14 protein-coding genes and 1 riboswitch are annotated in these 18,101 nt (G+C 66.5%); all 14 genes read right to left on the reverse strand.

Annotation, left to right across the window (positions count from 1 at the left end):
* Positions 1-5: 5 nt before the first annotated feature.
* The 14 genes from TQ98_RS09960 to phaC all read right to left on the reverse strand — a co-directional run bounded on the left by TQ98_RS09960 (position 6) and on the right by phaC (position 18,097).
* Positions 6-854, reverse strand: coding sequence for an amidohydrolase family protein (locus tag TQ98_RS09960; protein ID WP_103102932.1), 849 nt, complete (start codon positions 852-854; stop codon positions 6-8).
* On the reverse strand, positions 851-1,981 hold the full coding sequence (gene ssuD / locus TQ98_RS09965) for an FMNH2-dependent alkanesulfonate monooxygenase (protein WP_044875272.1): 1,131 nt from the start codon (positions 1,979-1,981) through the stop codon (positions 851-853). Before ssuD ends, TQ98_RS09960 begins: the two co-directional genes overlap by 4 nt.
* Before the next feature lie 82 nt (positions 1,982-2,063).
* Positions 2,064-3,164, reverse strand: coding sequence for a sigma-54 dependent transcriptional regulator (locus TQ98_RS09970; protein ID WP_044875273.1), 1,101 nt, complete (start codon positions 3,162-3,164; stop codon positions 2,064-2,066).
* A gap of 9 nt (positions 3,165-3,173) precedes the next feature.
* The gene (locus TQ98_RS09975; RefSeq protein WP_044875274.1) at positions 3,174-4,361 is read right to left on the reverse strand and encodes an acyl-CoA dehydrogenase family protein; all 1,188 of its coding nucleotides are present in this window, start codon (positions 4,359-4,361) and stop codon (positions 3,174-3,176) included.
* Positions 4,362-4,374: 13 nt separating this feature from the next.
* A complete protein-coding gene (gene msuE, locus TQ98_RS09980) occupies positions 4,375-4,944 on the reverse strand; it encodes an FMN reductase (RefSeq protein WP_044875275.1) in 570 nt (189 codons plus the stop codon).
* 484 nt (positions 4,945-5,428) lie between these two features.
* Positions 5,429-7,237, reverse strand: coding sequence for an allophanate hydrolase (gene atzF / locus TQ98_RS09985; protein WP_044875276.1), 1,809 nt, complete (start codon positions 7,235-7,237; stop codon positions 5,429-5,431).
* A gap of 76 nt (positions 7,238-7,313) precedes the next feature.
* A complete protein-coding gene (uca, locus tag TQ98_RS09990) occupies positions 7,314-10,931 on the reverse strand; it encodes an urea carboxylase (protein ID WP_044875277.1) in 3,618 nt (1,205 codons plus the stop codon).
* Positions 10,932-11,146: 215 nt separating this feature from the next.
* Entirely contained in the window at positions 11,147-11,782 is a 636-nt protein-coding gene (locus TQ98_RS09995; RefSeq protein WP_044875278.1) for an urea amidolyase associated protein UAAP2, read from the reverse strand.
* An 11-nt stretch (positions 11,783-11,793) separates the two neighbouring features.
* Complete coding sequence (locus TQ98_RS10000) at positions 11,794-12,513, reverse strand: urea amidolyase associated protein UAAP1 (protein WP_044875279.1); 720 nt, start codon at positions 12,511-12,513, stop codon at positions 11,794-11,796.
* A gap of 10 nt (positions 12,514-12,523) precedes the next feature.
* Positions 12,524-13,327, reverse strand: coding sequence for an ABC transporter ATP-binding protein (locus TQ98_RS10005; protein WP_044875280.1), 804 nt, complete (start codon positions 13,325-13,327; stop codon positions 12,524-12,526).
* A complete protein-coding gene (locus TQ98_RS10010; RefSeq protein WP_044875281.1) occupies positions 13,324-14,139 on the reverse strand; it encodes an ABC transporter permease in 816 nt (271 codons plus the stop codon). The genes TQ98_RS10005 and TQ98_RS10010 overlap by 4 nt, the downstream gene beginning before the upstream one ends.
* Positions 14,140-14,215: 76 nt before the next feature.
* Positions 14,216-15,280 (reverse strand): putative urea ABC transporter substrate-binding protein, encoded by a 1,065-nt coding sequence (locus TQ98_RS10015; protein WP_044875282.1) that lies wholly within the window; start codon positions 15,278-15,280, stop codon positions 14,216-14,218.
* A 59-nt stretch (positions 15,281-15,339) separates the two neighbouring features.
* Positions 15,340-15,438: riboswitch (guanidine-I (ykkC/yxkD leader) on the reverse strand.
* 586 nt (positions 15,439-16,024) lie between these two features.
* Complete coding sequence (locus TQ98_RS10020) at positions 16,025-16,330, reverse strand: S24 family peptidase (RefSeq protein WP_052659269.1); 306 nt, start codon at positions 16,328-16,330, stop codon at positions 16,025-16,027.
* A gap of 81 nt (positions 16,331-16,411) precedes the next feature.
* Positions 16,412-18,097 (reverse strand): class II poly(R)-hydroxyalkanoic acid synthase, encoded by a 1,686-nt coding sequence (gene phaC, locus TQ98_RS10025; RefSeq protein ID WP_044875283.1) that lies wholly within the window; start codon positions 18,095-18,097, stop codon positions 16,412-16,414.
* Positions 18,098-18,101: the final 4 nt, after the last annotated feature.

Raw genomic sequence — 18,101 nt, forward strand, 5'->3', positions numbered from 1 at the left:
ATGGCTCACGCCAACGTGAACAGCCGTGCGGCATTGCCGTGGAAGAACTTCTCCAGCACTTCGTCCCTGAAGCCCAGGCGCTGGGCATCCTCGATGCTCTGGCGGATCGGACGGAAGGTGTAGGAGGAGCCGAACAGCAGCTGCTCGGCGAGGAAGCCATTGGCCGCCTGCACATAGGCCTCGCTGCCTGGCATGAACAGGTACATGTCCGGCACCAGGTGAATGTTTTCGTAGCGGAAGGCTACGCCTATGGCCTGTTGCACGTTGGGCCAGTAGCCGTGGTAGACCACTATCTGCAATTGCGGGAAGGCTCGGGCCACGGCCGCCAGGCGGCCCGGGTCGTTGTGGGCCGGGTCGGGCGTGGTCGGGCCGCTCATCAGGAATAGCGGGATGCCGCGCTGCTGCAGGTGCTCGTAGAGCGGCCAGTACAGCGCATCGTCCGGATGCCGGGCCGGCTCGGCGAAGCCCGGCTCGAGGTCGATGCCGGCCAGGCCGAGCACGTCGATGGCGTGGTCGATCTCCGCCAGGGCGCCTTCCACGCCCTGCAGCGTCGGGTCCACCGCGCCGACGCCGATCAGTTCGGCATGGCCATGGACGATCTCGTGGATGCGTTTGTTGGGCAGGTGTTGGCCCGGGGTATGGCGGCCGACCACCACCGCCTTGTGCAGGCCGGCCTCGCGCACTTCGCCGAGGAAACCTTCCTGGGTCAGCGAGCGCTCGAAGTGGTCGTCCGGGCCGCGGGTGCCGACGCGCCGGTTGAGCCAGCGCGCGGTGGCATGCTCGGGTGACCCCGGTACGCCACCGAAGAAGGGATGCAGAAAGGCCGGGCGGCAGCGCAGGTCGATGATCCTCATGCGACCTTCTCCTGGCCGGCGCGAACATCGAAGGCGCCGCCGGTAAATGCGCCGTCCACCGTGACCTTGCCCTTGCCGGGCAGCAGCGGGAACACCAGTTCGGCGAAGCGGTAGGCCTCCTCCAGATGGGGGTAGCCGGACAGCACGAAGCTGTCGACACCCAGCTCGGCGTATTCCAGCAGGCGCGCGGCCACCGTTTCCGGGTCGCCGACCAGCGCGGTGCCGGCGCCACCGCGCACCAGGCCGACACCCGCCCAGAGGTTGGGCGCCACTTCCAGCTTTTTGCGATTGCCGCCGTGCAGGGCGGCCATGCGCCGTTGGCCCTCGGAATCCATCTTGGCGTAGTTGGCCTGGGCGGCGGCGATGGTGGCGTCGTCGAGGTGGCTGATCAGCTCGTCGGCGGCAGCCCAGGCCGCCTCATTGGTCTCGCGCACTATCACGTGCAGGCGCACGCCGAAACGCACCGTGCGGCCCTGCTTGGCGGCGCGGCCACGCACGTCGGCGATCTTCTCGGCCACGGCGGCCGGCGGCTCGCCCCAGGTCAGGTAGGCGTCCACGTGCTTGGCCGCCAGTTCGTGGGCGGCCGGCGAGGAACCGCCGAAGTACAGCGGCGGATGGGGCTGCTGCACCGGAGGGAAGAAGTTCTGCGCGCCCTCGACCTTGAGGTGCTTGCCCTCGAAGTCGACCGTTTCGCCCTGCAGCAGGCGGCGCCAGATAGTGAGGAACTCGTCGGACGCCTCGTAGCGCTCGTCATGAGCGAGGAACACGCCATCGGCGGCCAGCTCCGTGGCATCGCCGCCGGGCACAACGTTGAGCAGCAGACGGCCGTTGCTGGCCTGGTCCAGGCTGGCGGCCTGGCGTGCCGACGCGGTGGGGTTGCCGAGCGAAGTGCGCAATGCCACCAGCAGCTTGATGCGCTGGGTCACCGGTACCAGGCTGGCTGCGGTCACCCAGGGGTCCAGGCAGCTGGCGCCGGTGGGAATCAGCAGGCCGTCGTAGCCGAGCTGGTCGGCGGCCACGGCGATCTGGCGCATGTAGGCATTGGTCGCCGGGCGGCCGCTGGCCGAGTGGCCCAGGTAGCGGGTGTCGCCGGAAGTGGGCAGGAACCAGAAGATATCCAGACTCATGATGTCTTCCTCGTTGCCATCGTCGGTTGAGGGCCGCTGGAGCCCGTTGGGTGCACGCGTGGCATTGGTCTTTTTTGGGTATTCAGATCGACAGATTGATCACCCGGCTGCCCTGGGAGACCTCGATCGGGCGGCGCTTGTTCACCACCAGCTCGCCGATGCGGATCAGGTGAGTGCGGGTGATGTTGCGTGACAGCCCGAGCAGGTTGGCCGTGTGCACCTGGTTGTAGTGGCAGAAGCGGTAGGCCGCACGCAGCAGGGCATCCTCGACCTTTTCGTGCAGAGCGCCGCCCTGTTCCTCGAACAGGCGCTGGAAGGCGCGCTGCAGCAGCTCGTCGACACTCTCCGCGCGCGGCTGGCTGTCTTTCTCGCGCTCGATGCGCAGGTTGGACAGGTGCAGATCCTCGGCGCGGATCAGGTGGTCGCGGCAGATCAGCAGGGTGTGGTGGATGACGTTTTCAAGCTCGCGGATGTTCCCCGGCCAGCTGTAGCCGGCCAGGCGCTGGCGCGCCTCCTCGCTGAGGGTCACCTCGGCGTAGCCGAGGCGGCGGCTGTACTCGGCGATGAAGTGGCGAGCCAGCGGCAGGATGTCGCCGGGCCGCTCGCGCAGCGGGTGGAGCTGCAGGCTAACCACGTTGAGGCGGTAGTACAGGTCCTCGCGGAAGTGCCCGGCGTTGATCGCCTTCTCGAGATGCACGTTGGTTGCCGCCAGCACCCGCACGTTGATCGGGATGCTCTTGCGCGAACCCAGACGCACCACCTCGCGCTCCTGCAGTACGCGCAGCAGCTTGACCTGAATCGGCATTGGCAGGTCGCCGATCTCGTCGAGGAACAGCGTGCCGCCATTGGCCTCCTCGAACCAGCCGGCCTTGGCCGCCAGGGCGCCGGTGAAGGCGCCTTTCTCGTGGCCGAACAGCTCGGCTTCCACCAGCGACTCGGAGAAGGCGCCGCAGTTGACCGCCACGAAGGGGCCGTTGCGGCGAGCGCTGAGGTTATGGACGTGGCGCGCGACCAGCTCCTTGCCCGTACCGGTTTCACCGATGATCAGGACGCTGGCCTCGCTGGGGGCGACCTGTTGCAAGTGGGCGAGCAGCGCCTGCGATCTGGGGTCTTCGAAGACCTGAGCGGTCGCCCTGATCGAGGTGGCCAGTGTCGGTGAGGGGGGAAGGGTCAGCAGTTGCATGGGCGTGCCTTACGAGTAGAAGGACGGAGTAGGGCGCGTACCGTTCAGCGCCCACTCGCCCAGTTCGTGGATGCGGTAGTCCACCGGGTCGTGCAGGGTCTGGGTGCGCAGGTTGCGCCAGAAGCGGTCGAAGCGTAGCGAGGCGTGGGTAGCCCGCGCGCCGGTGACTTCGAACAGGCGGTTGCAGATATCCAGGCCGTGGCGGGTGGCGGCCACCTTGGCGGTGCCGATGGACAGGGCCAGCTGCGCGCGCTCCTCGCCGCCGAGGGCGTGTTCCTTGCTCCAGGCTTCGTCGAGCTGCGTGGCGGCGCGTTCGATCAGCAGGCGCACGCTCTCCAGACCGACCCAGAACTCGCCGTAGTGGCGCAGGACATAGGGGTCCTCGCCGCTGTGGCGGGCGTTGGAGCGGAACCAGGGGCGGCTCTCCTTGAGGCTGTACTGGCGCGCCTCCTCGAAGGCGCCTTCGGCGATGCCGAGAAACAGGTTGGCGAAGTGCAGCTGGGCGATCAGCGGGCGCAAGCAGGCGAAGGGTGTGCTCAGCGGGCCCGGATCAAGCAGCAGTTCGGCGTGTTCGACGCGCACTCGCTCGAAGGTGGCGCTGCCACTGTCGGTCTGGCGCTGGCCGATATTGTCCCAGTCGTCGTGCAGGCTGATGCCGGTACGCCCGCTGGGGATGGCAGCGATCAGCAGCTTGCCGCCGGCACTCTCATCCACGGCAGAGGCGATCAGCATCTCCGAGTCACTGGCGCCGGAGCAGAAGCTCTTCTTGCCGGAGAACTCGTACCAGCCATCGAACTTTTTCACCACGGTGCGGGTGTCCAGCGGGTTGAGGGCGTTGCCCCAGAACCAGTTCTTGCGCGCGGTCTGCTCGAACCAGGGTTGCCACTGCTCGGGGCGGGCGAACAGGCGCACGGTGGCCAGCATCAGGTGCTGGAAACCGAACACGTGGGCGATGGAGCTGTCGACGCGGGCGAACTCGCGCACCACCTCGAAGGTTTCGCTCCAGCTGGCGCCGATGCCGCCGTACTGGCTGGGAATCGCCAGGGCCAGCAGGCCGCTGGCGCGCAGCGCGTCGCGCTCGACCTTGGGCGTGCCGCCGCGAGCATCGCGCTCGACAGCGCTCTCGGCGAACTGTTCGGCGAGCCGCTGTGCGGTCTGCAGCGGTTTGAGGAAGGTGGGTTGTTGATGCAGGCTCATGGCTGGCGACCCGTCAGGCGATCTTGCGCAGCACGGCGCCGTCGTGATTACCACGCAGCACGGCGGCGGCGCGCTCGGCGGCCAGGCGGATGCGCGCTTGCAGCGGCTCGCTGGTGACCCGGTAGTCCCGGAAATCCGCCTCCGAGGCGTATACGCCGATGGGCAGGGTGAGCGCCTGGAAGAAGCTGAACAGCGGGCGCAGTTGGTGATCGATGACCAGCGCATGGCGCTCACTGCCGCCGGTGGCGGCCAGCAGCACCGGAGTATCGATCAGCGCGTGCTGGTCGATCAGGTCGAACAAATGCTTGAACTGACCCGGGTAGGAACCCCGATAGACCGGCGCCGCGACTATCAGCAGATCAGCCTGCTCGATGGCCGCCAGTTTCTCTTCCACATCGGCCGGCAACTCTTTGCGCGAAAGGGCGCCACCGACCGGTCGGGCGATGTCGCCCAGCTCGATCAGGTGGGTGTTGAACTGAAGATGTTGGCTGAGGGCATCGACAATCGCCTCGGTCAGGGCCAGGGTGCGCGACGGGCGATAGGCCCCACCCGAGACGGCGACGACGTTGAAGGAGGTGCTCATGGTTGGTGTTCCTTTGGCAGATAGGGTCGACGTGCCAAAGCAATTCCCATTCCATTAAATTAAATACATACAAATCAATGGTTTATGGTTTTTTAGTGCAGATTGACTGTTGCTGGTGAAGTGAACTGTTGAATGAGTGTTTGCAGAGCAACAGTTCGTTCACTGTTGATGCGGCAACAGCGGGTTCGCCGTCAGTGCGGGTATGAATCGCTCCAGGGGAGAGGCTGACTGTGGGCTGTTATCGGCCGATTCTGTTGAAAAACCCCCTTCGAGATTTCTGCCCACAAAAGTGCATTGCGTACGCTGAAATCGGAGCCATTTCCGGGGCAGAACCTGCCTTGGATTTCACGTAGCAACGCGCAAATCAGCCGCTTTTGGGGCTATGGACAGGAGAATCTGGCCAACACCGACTTTTTCAACAGAATCGGACGGTAGCTGCCTCTCGCCAGGGGCAGCCTCCGACACGTCTGGAACGGTCGTGACGTTACCTGCGGCTTGTTAACCACCCCCGCCAGCCACCGAAGCGGCTGATGTCCTCGGCGCCATTCAGTCCCCAGGCATCGCAGATGAAGCCGGTTTCCCAACTGCCGTCCTCCAGCTGGACCTTGCCCAGCCCCAGCGGCGCCGGGATGCCGGTGAGGAAGGAGCCCAGTTCGGCGCTGGGCAGCTCCCAGACCTCCACCTCGATGGTCACGCCGCCTTCGGCCACGCGCAGCATGCCGGGGCGCAGCGGCGGGCCGCCGGCCAGGGCGTAGAGCTTGTAGGCCGGTGCGCTGCGCGTGGCACGCAAGAGGCGCGCGCCGCGCTGGCGCAGTTGCCAGTTAAGCGCCAGGCCATCGAGGTGCGCGCCGCAGACGACCAGGCGCGCGCGGTCGCTGCGAGCGGCGTTGGCGGAATAAGCCGGGGCGATGGCGTTGCCGCCGGTGAGCGGCAGGTTGTGTTGGCGCTGCAGGGCGTCGGCCACGCCGAGCAGGTATTGGTCGGTGAAGGCGCGGCCGAACAGCGTCACGCCCCAGGGCAGGCCGTTGTCCATGAGGGCGCTGGGCACCGCGACGGCGGCGTAGTCCAGCAGGTTCATGAAGTTGGTGTAGTTGCCCAGCTCGGAATTGCGCTTCACCGGTTCGGCGTGCAGCTCGTCCAGCGTCACCGGACGGCCGATGGTGGGCGTCAGCACGCAGTCGAGGTCGGCGAGGATCGCGTCGCACTGTGCCTTGAGCGCCTGCAACCGGTATTGCGCGCGGAACGCCTGCACGGCGGATGCACCGGGAGCCTTCGCCAGCACGTCGCGGATCACCGGCAGCACCGCCTGCGGGTCACGCTCGATCAGGTCGCCCGCCACGCTGTAGCGCTCGGCGACCCAGGGGCCTTCGTAGAGCAGGCGCGCGGCTTCGAGGAAGGGCGCGAAGTCGATTTCCCGTGCCTCGCCGCCCAGGGCCTTGAGCTGATCGAGGGCGTCGGTGAACAGCACCGGGCCTTCGTGGCAGCCGAAGAACTCCAGCTGATCGGCGCGGGGCACGCCGAAGCGGAACGGCCCGGGTGCACCGAAGGCGCTGGCGTCGTTCCAGGCCGGGTTGGCGCGGCTATAGCCATCCTGCGGATCGAGCCGGACGGTGAGGGCGAGCAGTTCGCTGGCCTCGGCGGCGCTGGCGGTGAAATAGGTGATGCAGTCCAGCGTGCGGCAGGCCGGCACCAGGCCGTGGTTGGACAGCAGTCCCTTGCTCGGCTTGAGTCCCAGCAGACCGTTGAGCGCCGCCGGCACGCGGCCGGAGCCGGCGGTGTCGGTGCCCAGGGCGAAGCTCGCCACGCCCAGCGCCACGGCCAGCGAGGAGCCGGCGCTGGAGCCGCCGGACGGATAGTCCGGCAGCACGCTATTGCGGCATTCGCCGTAGGGCGAACGGGTGCCGTTGAGGCCGGTGGCGAACTGGTCGAGATTGGTCTTGCCCAGCGGGATGGCGCCCAGGTCGATCAGTTGCTGCACCAGCGTCGCGGAGGTGGCCGGCGTGTAGGCGAAGGCCGGGCAGGCGGCGGTAGTGGGGATGCCGGCGAGGTCAATGTTGTCCTTGATGGCGAAGGGGATGCCGAACAGCGGCAGGCTTTCGGGGGATTTGTCGTCCAGCGCGGCGAGGTAGGGTTCCAGCTCGTCCAGCGTCAGCAGGTGGATGAACAGGTGGTAGTCAGGGTTCAGCGCGGCGGCCTTGTCGCGTAGTTGGGCGATCAGCTGGCGCGGCGTGGCGCGGCCTTCGCGGTACGCAGTGCGCAGGGTGGCGAGGCGCAGGTCGAAGGGATGGGGCATGGTCGGGATTCCTTGGGGCCGGTCATTTCAGTGCGTGGGCAGCCCTCTCCCTGAGAGGGCGCGTTTCAGCTGTCGCTCAGGCTTCTTCCATCACCACCACCCTCTGCCCGGCACGCACCGGCGAGCCGGGCTGCACGCGCACTTCGCACACCACGCCGTCGCGCGGGGCGGTGAGGGGGATTTCCATCTTCATGGATTCGAGGATCACCAGGATGTCGCCGGCCTTCACGCTGGCGCCGGCCTCCACCTGCACCTGCCAGAGGTTGCCGGCGATGTGGCTTTCGATGGCGTGCTGGCCGGCGCCGAGCGGGGCGTCCTCGCTGTTGTCGACGGCGGCTTCCTCGCTCTCGAAATGCGCCTGGCCGGAGGCGATCCAGCGCTCGCGCTCGGCATCGAAGGCGGCGCGCTGGTGGCGGCGGAAGGCGGCGATGCTGTCGGCTTCCTCGGCGAGGAAGGCCTGGTAGTCCGCCAGGCGCAACTCGCTTTCCTCGATGCGCAGCGGGTAGCGGCCCAGCGGGAAGTCGCGGCGGATGTTCAGCAGTTCGTCCGCCGACACCGGGTAGAAGCGAATCTGGTCGAAGAAGCGCAGCAGCCACGGCTTGCCGTCGAACGCGGCGACTTCGCGGTAGCGGTTCCACATCTGCAGGGTACGGCCGACGAACTGGTAGCCGCCGGGGCCTTCCATGCCGTAGACGCACAGGTACGCGCCGCCGATGCCCACGGAGTTCTCCGCTGTCCAGGTGCGCGCCGGGTTGTATTTGGTGGTCACCAGGCGGTGGCGCGGGTCCAGCGGCGTGGCCACCGGCGCGCCGAGGTAGACGTCGCCCAGGCCCATCACCAGGTAGCTGGCCTCGAACACGGTGCGGTACACCGCTTCCAGGTCTGGCAGTTCGTTGATGCGGCGGATGAACTCCAGGTTGCTCGGGCACCAGGGCGCGTCCTTGCGCACGGTGGTCATGTATTTCTCGATGGCCAACTGGCAGGCGGGGTCGTCCCAGGACAGCGGCAGGTGGACGATGCGCGACGGCACCTTGAGGTCCTGCGCGGCGCACACGGCATCCCACAGGCCGGCGACGGTTTCCAGCAGCATTGCCAGCGGCAGGGTTTCCGGTTGGTAGTGCACCTGCAGCGAGCGGATGCCGGGGGTGAGGTCGATCACGCCGGTGAGGTGCTTCGCCTCCAGCGCCTGCATCAGGGCGTGGGCGCGGAAGCGCAGCACGAGGTCGAGCTCGGGTTGGCCGATTTCCAGCAGCAGGTGGGTATCGCCGGAGAGGCGCGCGACCAGGCGGGTGTCGTCCTGGCCGAGGTCGAGGATGATGGGACTTGTAGGAGCGAGTTTGCTCGCGAACGGAATTGTCGTGGTGTCACGGGTAGCGTCAGGTTCGCGAGCAAGCTCGCTCCTACGAAGAGCAGCCAGGCTGCGAGCCGTGGCGATATCCACCGGTAGGAAGCGTACCTTGTCCCCCGCCTTGAGCTGGCCGAGCTGCCAGAGGTCGGCCTCGATCACCGTCACCGGGCAGACGAAGCCGCCCAGGCTCGGGCCGTCCGGGCCGAGGATGACCGGCATGTCGCCGGTGAAGTCCACCGCGCCGATGGCGTACGGGTTGTCGTGGATGTTCGAGGGGTGCAGGCCGGCCTCGCCGCCGCTCTCGCGCACCCACTCCGGCTTCGGGCCGATCAGGCGCACGCCGGTGCGGCTGGAGTTGAAGTGCACCTCCCAGTCGGTGGCGAAGAAGGTGTCGATGTAGGCCTGGGTGAAGTATTCCGGCGCGCCGTGGGGGCCGTAGATCACACGGATCTGCCGCACGTCTGGCAGCTCGTTGCGTAGCGGCGGCGGCAGGCTGGCGCCGTGGCTGGTGTCTTCCAGTGCGGCGAGGTGCAGCACATCGCCCGCGCGCAGGGCGCGGCCGCCGTGGCCGCCGAATTGGCCGAGGGTGAAGGTGCTCTTGCTGCCCAGGTAGTCCGGCACTTGCAGGCCGCCGCGCAGGCACAGGTAGCTGCGTGCGCCGGCGCCGCTGACGGTGCCCAGGCTGAGCGTGGCGCCGGCGGCGATGAACAGCGTGGTATTCATCGGCTGCTCGATGTCATCGAGCAGGACCGGCAACGCTGCGCCGGTGATCGCGACTATGGCGTCGGTGTTGAAGCGCAGGCTCGGGCCGCTCATGGTGATCTCCAGCGCGGCGGCGCCTTCGGGGTTGCCCAGCAGGACATTGCCCAGGCGCAGCGCGCGGTCGTCCATCGGCCCGGACGGCGGCACGCCCACGGCCCAGTAGCCGAGGCGGCCGGGGTAGTCCTGCACGCTGGTCTGGGTGCCGGCGCTGAGTACTTCGATGGTGTGGGCGCGGTAGCACAGGCCCTCCAGGCAGCGCGTCCAGGGTGAGCCGCTGGCGAAAGGTGCGTCTGCGAGGATCTGCCGCAGGTAGTCGCGATTGCATTCCACGCCGTAGAGCAGGCTGTCGGCGAGCGCGCGGTCGAGAGCGGTACTGGCTTGCTCGCGGGTTGGCGCCCAGGCGATGAGCTTGGCGATCATCGGGTCGAAGTAGGGCGGAATCTCGCAGCCGGCCTCGACCCAGGTATCGATGCGTAGCGCCTTGCCATCTGCCGGCGGGAACTGCACGGCGGTGAGCAGGCCGGGGCAGGGCTGGAAGTCGCGGCCCGGGTCCTCCGCGTACAGCCGTGCCTGAATGGCGTGACCGGTGGGTTGCAGCGTAGCGGCCAGTTCGGCCAGCGGCGGCAAGTCGCCGGCGGCCAGCTCGATCATCCAGCGCACCAGGTCGACGCTCCAGACCTGCTCGGTGACGCCGTGCTCCACCTGCAGGCGGGTGTTCACTTCGAGGAAGTAGAAGCGCTGCGCCTCGCTGTCGTAGACGAATTCCACGGTGCCGGCACTGCGGTAGCCGACGGCTTTCGCCAGCTGGATCGCCGCCGCGCAGAGCTGCTCCGCCATGCCGGCGGGCAGGTTGGGCGCCGGGGTTTCTTCCAGCACCTTCTGGTTGCGCCGCTGCACCGAGCAGTCGCGCACGCCGAGAGCGATCACTTCCCCCTGACCGTCGCCGAACACCTGCACTTCCAGGTGGCGGGCGCGCTGGATGTACTTCTCGATGAATACGCCCGAGTCGCTGAAGTTGTTCTGCCCCAGGCGCTTCACCGCGTCGAAGGCGTCGCGCAGTTCGTCCGCCGTGCGGCACACACGCATGCCAATGCCGCCACCGCCGGCGGTGCTTTTGAGCATCACCGGGTAGCCGACCTGTTCACCGGCGAGCAGGGCGGCTTCTAGGTCGGGCAGCAGGTCGGTGCCTTCGAGCATCGGCACGCCTTGTTCGCGGGCCAGGGCGCGGGCGGTGTGTTTGAGGCCGAACAGGCGCAGTTGCTCCGGCGTTGGGCCGACGAAGGCGATGCCGGCGGCTTCGCAGGCTTCGGCGAAGGCGGCGTTCTCGGAGAGGAAGCCGTAGCCGGGGTGGATGGCCTGGGCGCCGCTGTCGCGGGCGGCGGCGAGGATTTTCTCGACCACCAGGTAGGTGCTGGAGGCCGGGCCTTCGCCGAGGCTGATGGCCTGGTCGGCCTGCTGGATGTGCAGGCTGGCGGCGTCGGCTTCGGAGTAGACGGCCACGCCTTTCACGTCGAGTGCGTGGAGGGTGCGCAGGATGCGGCAGGCGATGGCGCCGCGGTTGGCGATCAGGAGCTTGTCGAACATGAGGAAGTCCCCATGGGGTGGCGGGTCGTCCCGCCGTCATTCGGTGTGCGCCAGGGTCGTCCGTGGCGCTGAAGCTTCTCGTAGGATGGGTATCGCTTCGCTCCTCCCATCCTACGGGGCAGGTTCGTTGCCGCTTGGGCGCTCACGCAGCGTTGGGCTGCACTGGGCGCTGCGGCTCTGGCAGAGCAGCCACAGCCAGCTGCGCAGGCACGCAGTCAGTCCCATACCAGCAGCTCCGCCGAGGTCGGGTTCCAGCCGTTGCAGGGGTTGTTCAGCTGCGGGCAGTTGGAGATCAGCACGATTACGTCCATGTGCGCGAGCAACTCGACGTACTTGCCAGCGCCGGAGATGCCGTCCTCGAAGGTCAGGCCGCCCTCGGCGGTGACCGGCACGTTCATGAAGAAGTTGATGTTGTGGCTGATGTCGGCCTTGGAGAGGCGCCCGTCGTGCAGGCTGGCGCGCAGGAAGTTGTCGCGGCAGCTGTGCATGTAGCGCTTGTCCAGGGCGTAGCGCACGGTGTTGCTTTCCTGGGCGCAGGCGCCGCCCAGGGTATCGTGGCGGCCGCAGGTGTCGGCGACGATGCTCAGCATCGGGTTGCCGAGGTTGGACCAGAGCACGCTGCCGGCGCTGAGATAGACCTGACCCTGTTTGCGCAGGGTGCGCTGCACGTCGTAGCGCTCGCGCGGGTTGGCGGCGCTGAAGAATAGGGTGTCCACCGCCTGGTTGCCTTCCAGGTCGAGGATGCGCAGGGTCTGCCCGGCTTTCAGTTCGGTGAGGCTGGGCTCGCCGGCGGGAATCAGGGCGCGCGAGATGCAGGCTTCGGGGTGTTTGTCGCTGGGGACGATGGGCATGTTCGCGCTCCTCAGATGAACAGGCGTTCGGTGTTGTGGAAACCGCGGCCGTTCTCCGCGCGCGAGGTGCGGCAGAGCACGCTGATGCCGTCGGACGCGACCTGCTGCCAGGTCAGGCCGATGGGCTTGGGCGCGTATTGCGGGTTCGGGTCCATGGGGTGTTGCAGGGCGGTGAGCACCACGAGGGTGTCCATCGGCGCGTAGAGTTCGACGAAGTCGCCAGCCCTGGAATTGCCCGGCGCGAAGCGGAAGCAGCCGTCGGCGTCGACATCCACGCGACTGAACAGGTTCAGGCACATCAGCAGGTCCTGCAGGCGCATGTCCCACTTGCCCATTTCCACCAGCAGGTTGTCCGCGCCGTTGCGGAAGAAGCCGTTGCGCAGTTCCTGGTAGCGGCCCTGGCCGTACTTCTCCTGCACTTCGGTGGCGTTCAGCACGCCGCCGAAGCTGTCGTGCCAGCCGCAGCTGTCGGCGGTGATGGCGGCGAGCACGCGTCCCATGTCCGAGTACAGGCAGTGGCCGGCGGTGAGCCTGGCGGTGTGCTGGCACTTGAGGCTGTCGGGCAGGTTCAACCGCTCGCTTTTCTCGGCGGCGTTGAATAGCAGCACGCTGGCGTTGCCGCCGCCTTCCAGGTCGGTCAGGCGCAGCAGCTGGCCGCGCTTGAGCACGAAGGAAGTGTGGCCGCCGCCGGGGACGGTTTCTTCGTAGAGGGTGGTGCGCAGGTCGTTCATATCGGGTTCCTCAGTAGGCCGGCGTGATCAGCGGCGCGGCCGTTTCCAGGCGCGCGGCGAGCGGTTCGGGCAGGGCGGCGCGGGCAGCCTTGCGGTCGGCGTTGAGCGGGATGTCGTAGGTGATGCGGGCGCCGTAGGCGGTGGGCGCCTGCGGGTCGTGGCGGACCTTGTCGAATACCAGCAGGCGGGTGCCCAGGCTGAAGCCTTCAGCCAGGTCGTGAGTGACCATGAACACGGTGAGCCGGGTTTCCTGCCAAAGCTCCAGCAGCAGGGCGTGCATGTCCTTGCGGATGCCCGGGTCGAGCGCGCCGAAGGGTTCGTCGAGCAGCAGCACGCGCGGCTTCATGACCAGCGCTTGGGCGATGGCCAGGCGTTGCTGCATGCCGCCGGAGAGGGCGCTCGGGTATTGCTTGAGCGCATGGCCGAGGCCGACGCGCTCGAGCAGGGCGGCGGCCTGTTCGCGGGCCTCGCGCTTGGCGGCGCCGAACAGCCGGCCGAGCAGCGGCGAGCGCGGTAGTTCCAGGCCGAGGGCGACGTTGTCCAGCACGCTAAGGTGCGGGAACACCGAGTAGCGCTGGAACACCACGCCACGGCTCGGGTCGGGTTCGCCCGGCAGCGGCTGGCCGTTGAGCAGCAGTTCGCCACGGCTGGGGCGCTCCTGGCCGAGCAGCAGGCGCAGGAAGGTGGACTTGCCGCAGCCGGAGGCGCCGACCAGGGTGCAGAACTCGCCTTCGTTCACCTCGAGGTTGAGGCGTTCGAGCACCACGTTGCCGGCGTACTCCTGCCAGACGTTGCGGACTTGAATGAAGCTCATGCTTTGCCTCCTTCGTACCAGGGGAAGGCGCGCTGGGTGAGCGCGCGCAGCGCCCAGTCCATCAGCCAGGCCAGCGCGGTGATCCACACCACGTAGGGCAGGATGACGTCCATGGCCAGGTAGCGGCGCACGAGGAAGATGCGGTAGCCCAGGCCGTCGGTGGAGGCGATGGCTTCGGCGGCGATGAGGAACAGCCAGGCCGAGCCGAGCATCAGGCGCAGGGAAATGAGCAGGCGCGGCATCAGTTGCGGCAGCACCACGCGCAGGATCAGCGTCCAGGTACTGGCGCCCAGGGTCTGTGCCTTGATCAGCAGTTCGCGGGGGATTTCCCGCGCGCGCTGTTCGATGTCGCGGGCGATGCAGGGCGCGACGCCGATGACGATCAGCACCACCTTGGACAACTCGCCCAGGCCGAAGACGATGAACAGCACCGGCAGGATCGCCAGCGGCGGGATCATCGACAGCACCGCGAGCAGCGGCGACAGCGGCGCGCCGAACAGCGGCACGCTGCCGGCGGCAATGCCCAGCACCAGGCCTAGCAGGGCGGCGATGGAGAGGCCCACGCCCAGGCGTTGCAGGCTGGCGCCGGTGTCCTGCCAGAACAGCACTTCGCCGGTGCGCTTGTCTTCGCTGAAGGCGAGGCGGTTCACTGCGTCGGCCATCTGCGCGGCGCTGGGCAACAGCTTGTCGTTGGGGTTCTCCGCCAGCCGCGATGCCGAGCCGGTGAAATAGGCGAACAGCAGCAGGGCGAAGGGCAGCAGCACCAGGAACAGGCGGCCGCTGCGGTCGGGGGTTCGGTTGATCAGGCGCATGCTTCGTACCAGTCAGTTCGCAGGGCGGATAACGCGGAGCGCGTTATCCGCCCTACGAGGGGAAACGGTGCACAGGTCAGAGCTTCCCTTCCGCCGCCATCTGCACGTAGCTCGGGTCAAAACGCAGCTTCAGGTTCTGCGCATCGCCGGTGGAGAGGCCGCCCGCGAAACTCATGCCGACGGCTTCGGCGCTCTTGGCACCTTCACCCAGCAAGCCGTGGGCGAAGGAAAAGGTTGCGACCTTGTCCATGGTCGCCGGCAGTTTCGGGCTGGTGGCAAAGGCCAGCGCTTCCTTCGGTGTGGCGAACAGCTTCGTGGTGGCAAGCTGGCTCTGGTAGCCGGCGAGGTCGGTGCCCGAGGCCTTGGCCATGTGTTCCAGCACGGCGCGGGTCTCGGCGCTGTCGCCCTGCATCAGCGCGACGGTTTCGAACCAGGCGCCGGTCAGGGCCTTGCCCAGCGCCGGGTTGTCCTTCAGGACGGCGCTGTTGACCACCATCATGTCCATGATCTCGCCGGGGATCTGGCTGGAGTTGAACACCTCGGTGGTGCCCGGCTTGGCGCGGGCTTCGGAGAGCATTGGGTTCCAGGTGATCACCGCCTGCACGTCGTCGGTGTTGAAGGCGGCGGCGATGTCGGCGTCGGAGGTGTTCACCGTGGTCACGTCCTTCTCGGTCAGGCGGGCGTTTACCAGCGCGCGGGCGAGCAGGTAGTGGGAGACCGAGAGTTCCACCAGGTTGACGTTCATGCCCTTGAGGTCGGCCAGGGATTTACCTTCGCCCTTGAGGACGATGCCGTCGTTGCCGTTGGAGAAGTCGCTGACGATCAGCGCGGTGGAGTCCACGCCGCCGGCCGCGGGGATGGTCAGGGCGTCCATGTTGGTCATGGTGCAGCCGTCGAACTGGCCTGCGGTGTATTGGTTGATCGACTCGATGTAGTCGTTGAGCTGGGTGACCTTGATCTCGATGCCGTACTTCTTCGCCCACTTGTCGACGATGCCGTGGCTGGCCGCATACTCCCACGGCATCCAGCCGGCGTAGATGGTCCAGCAGAGGTTGAAGCTGTTCTTCGCGGCGGCGCTGGCGCCGAGGCTGAAAGTGGCGAGGCCGGCGGCGAACAAGGCGGTAAGAAGGGGCTTGCGCATGGACAATCTCCAGGTCGGTTGTCGGGCGGGCAGGAGTCGGGCGGCACTGTGGCGCTCTCGTCTCCCGGGCTTTTGTCCCGCCGTGTAACCTCGCTGGAGGTCGATGACTCTCGGACCAGTCACTCGCTGCGCGAGCCGGAACCCTAGTCATCCATTGTCAGATTGTGGTGCCGCTTTCCGGTGGTCCGGATTACTCCTGCACGCATTGGACGAAGCGAATGCCGTGCCAACTCTGCAAGACCTCCATTTCAGTGAGGCTGCAATGCACCCAGGTGGATTACGACTCGCTTTTTCGTGTGGTCTGCGCTCCTGAAAGAGGCGTTGCGCTTCTTTCTGGTGCATGACGCTCGTTGCGGTCGGGGTGAATGGCTTGACCGAAGTGAGGCAGCGCTACCTGAAGAGCGCAGGGGTGCTCTCGAAGAGATGCACTGTTGCACTGGGCTGAACTTCGGGAGACGCTCAAGCCAGTTGGTTGAACCTCCCACGTTTCGCAGCCCCCCTGAGAGGCCGCTTTTGGCGGATTCTGTTGAAAAAGTCGGTGTTGGCCAGATCGCCTGTCCATAGCCCCAAAAGCGGCTGATTTGCGCGTTGCTACGTGAAATCCAAGGCAGTTCTGCCCCGGAAATGGCTCAGATTTCAGCGTACACAATGCACTTTTGTGGGCAGAAATCTCGAAGGGGGTTTTTCAACAGAATCGGCGGAAAGCGGACAGCTCAACGAATTGCACTGCTGAAGAATCGATATCTAAGCCTTGCTCGCCTTCCAAATCAGCATTGCCCTGGCGTGGATTTTCACGTCGTCCATAGCCACGGTTCGCGATGTGTGCGCCGGACTATCTGACATCAGCTCCAGTTGAGCTGTACCGGCAAGCTGAAGGCGCTTGAGGAACAAATGCCCTGCCCAGGCGATGAGATAAATGCCATCGCCGACGTACTCATTGATGCCGCGATCTATCAGGACCAGGTCCTTGTCGCTGATGGTTCCTTCCATCGACTGACCCCATGCAGTGATGACGGAAAGGTTGGCCGGGGCGGTGTAGCCGAGTCCCAATCTTTCTAGCTGCGGCTCGAAGAGGGCGATGCTGCTTACGAGTTCGGCCTCGCCGGAGGCCAGGGACGAGCGCTTCGGGACTCAGCTTGAATGCACGTAGGTGCCGGGCGCGGCCTCCATCGGTGGATAGTCCTGATTGCCCAGGGCCTTCAAGGTTTTGCGTTGCTCACCGGAGTGAGCCTGAATCCAGTCCAGCCACGTCGGCCACCAACTGCCAATGCGCTGCTCCGCGTCGAAGTACCAGGCGCGCGAGTCGGACGACAGTTTGCCGTTCTCCAGGTAGTGGGCCTTGGGATTGCCAGGCGGGTTGAGGATGCTCTGGATATGCCCGCTGTTGGACAGCAGGAAGCGTCGGTTGCCACCGAGCAGCAGGGTCGAGCGGTAGACCGTTTCCCAGGGAGTGATGTGGTCGTTGACGCCGGCGACGCTGAAGCTGTCCACCGTGACCCTCCGCAAGTCGATCGGAGTGCCGCAGACCTCCAGGCCGCCGCTGCGGATCAGCGGGTTGTGCTTGAAGAGGTCGAGAAAGTCGCCATGCAGTGCTGCCGGCAAACGGGTGTTGTCGTTGTTCCAGTAGAGGATGTCGAAGGCCGGCGGTTGCCTGCCGAGCAGGTAGTTGTTGACCCAGTAGGTCCAGACCAGGTCGTTGCTGCGCATCCAGGCGAACACCTTGGCCAGGTCGCGGCCGTCCAGCACGCCCTGGCGATAGGAGCGGAGTTTGGCCGCCTCCAGGGTCTCCTCGGTGACGAACAGGGCGGCCGGGCACTCCACCCGGCTGTCCAGCAGGCTCACCAGATAGCTGGCACTGGCCACCTTGTGCAGTTGCCGCTTGGCCTGCAGATGGCCTTGCAGGGCGGCGATGGTCAGGCCGCCGGCACAGGCGCCCGCCAGGTTGACCGCCTTGCTGCCGGTGATCGCGCGGCAGGCATCGAGCGCTTCCTTCAGTGCCTGGACGTACGTGGACAGACCCCATTCGCGATGGCGTGCGTCCGGGTTGCGCCAGCTCACCATGAACACCTGCAGGCCGTTCTTCAGCACGTATTGCACGAAGCTCTTCTCCGGGCAGAGGTCGAAGATGTAGTACTTGTTGATCTGCGGCGGGACGATCATGAGTGGCTGCTGGTATTGCTTCTCGCTCATGGGCTTGTACTGGATCAGCTCCAGCAACTCGTTGCGGAACACCACGGCTCCGGGCGTTGTGGCGATGTTTCGGCCGACTTCGAAGGCCGTCTTGCTGACCTGGCTGGGCATGCCGCCGTTGTGCAGCAGGTCGTCCGCCAGGTGCCGCAGTCCGTGGACCAGGCTGAGCCCCCCGGTGTTGAACATCTCCTTGAGCGCCAGTGGGTTGAGCAGGCCGTTGGTGGGGGATAGCGCATCGCCGAGCAGTGTCAGGATGAATCGGGCTCGGGCCTGGTCGTCAGCCGACAGTTTGCTCTCGTCGATCCAGGCATTGAGCTGTTTCTGCCAGGCCAGATAGCTCTGCAAGCCTCTTCGGTAGAGGGGGTTGAGCTGCCACGTCGGGTCCTGGAAGCGCGCATCCTGGACCGCGTGGGGGGGCGGCGTTTTGCCAAGCAACACGCGACCCAGTTGGCTACCAAGGGCCAGGACATGCCGGGTGCTGTGTACTGGTTGCTTGAGGCCCAGCAGCGCCAGGGTACCCAGGGTGGAGAACATATCCCGGCCGCGCAGGACGGGGGTGGGGCTTTCTTCTGTTGTCACAATGTTCGCGGGTTCAGGCAAGGTGCCTGCCGCTGGTTTATCTCGCATGGAC

This window comes from Pseudomonas sp. LFM046, assembly GCF_000949385.2.
In the GTDB taxonomy this organism is placed as follows: domain Bacteria; phylum Pseudomonadota; class Gammaproteobacteria; order Pseudomonadales; family Pseudomonadaceae; genus Metapseudomonas.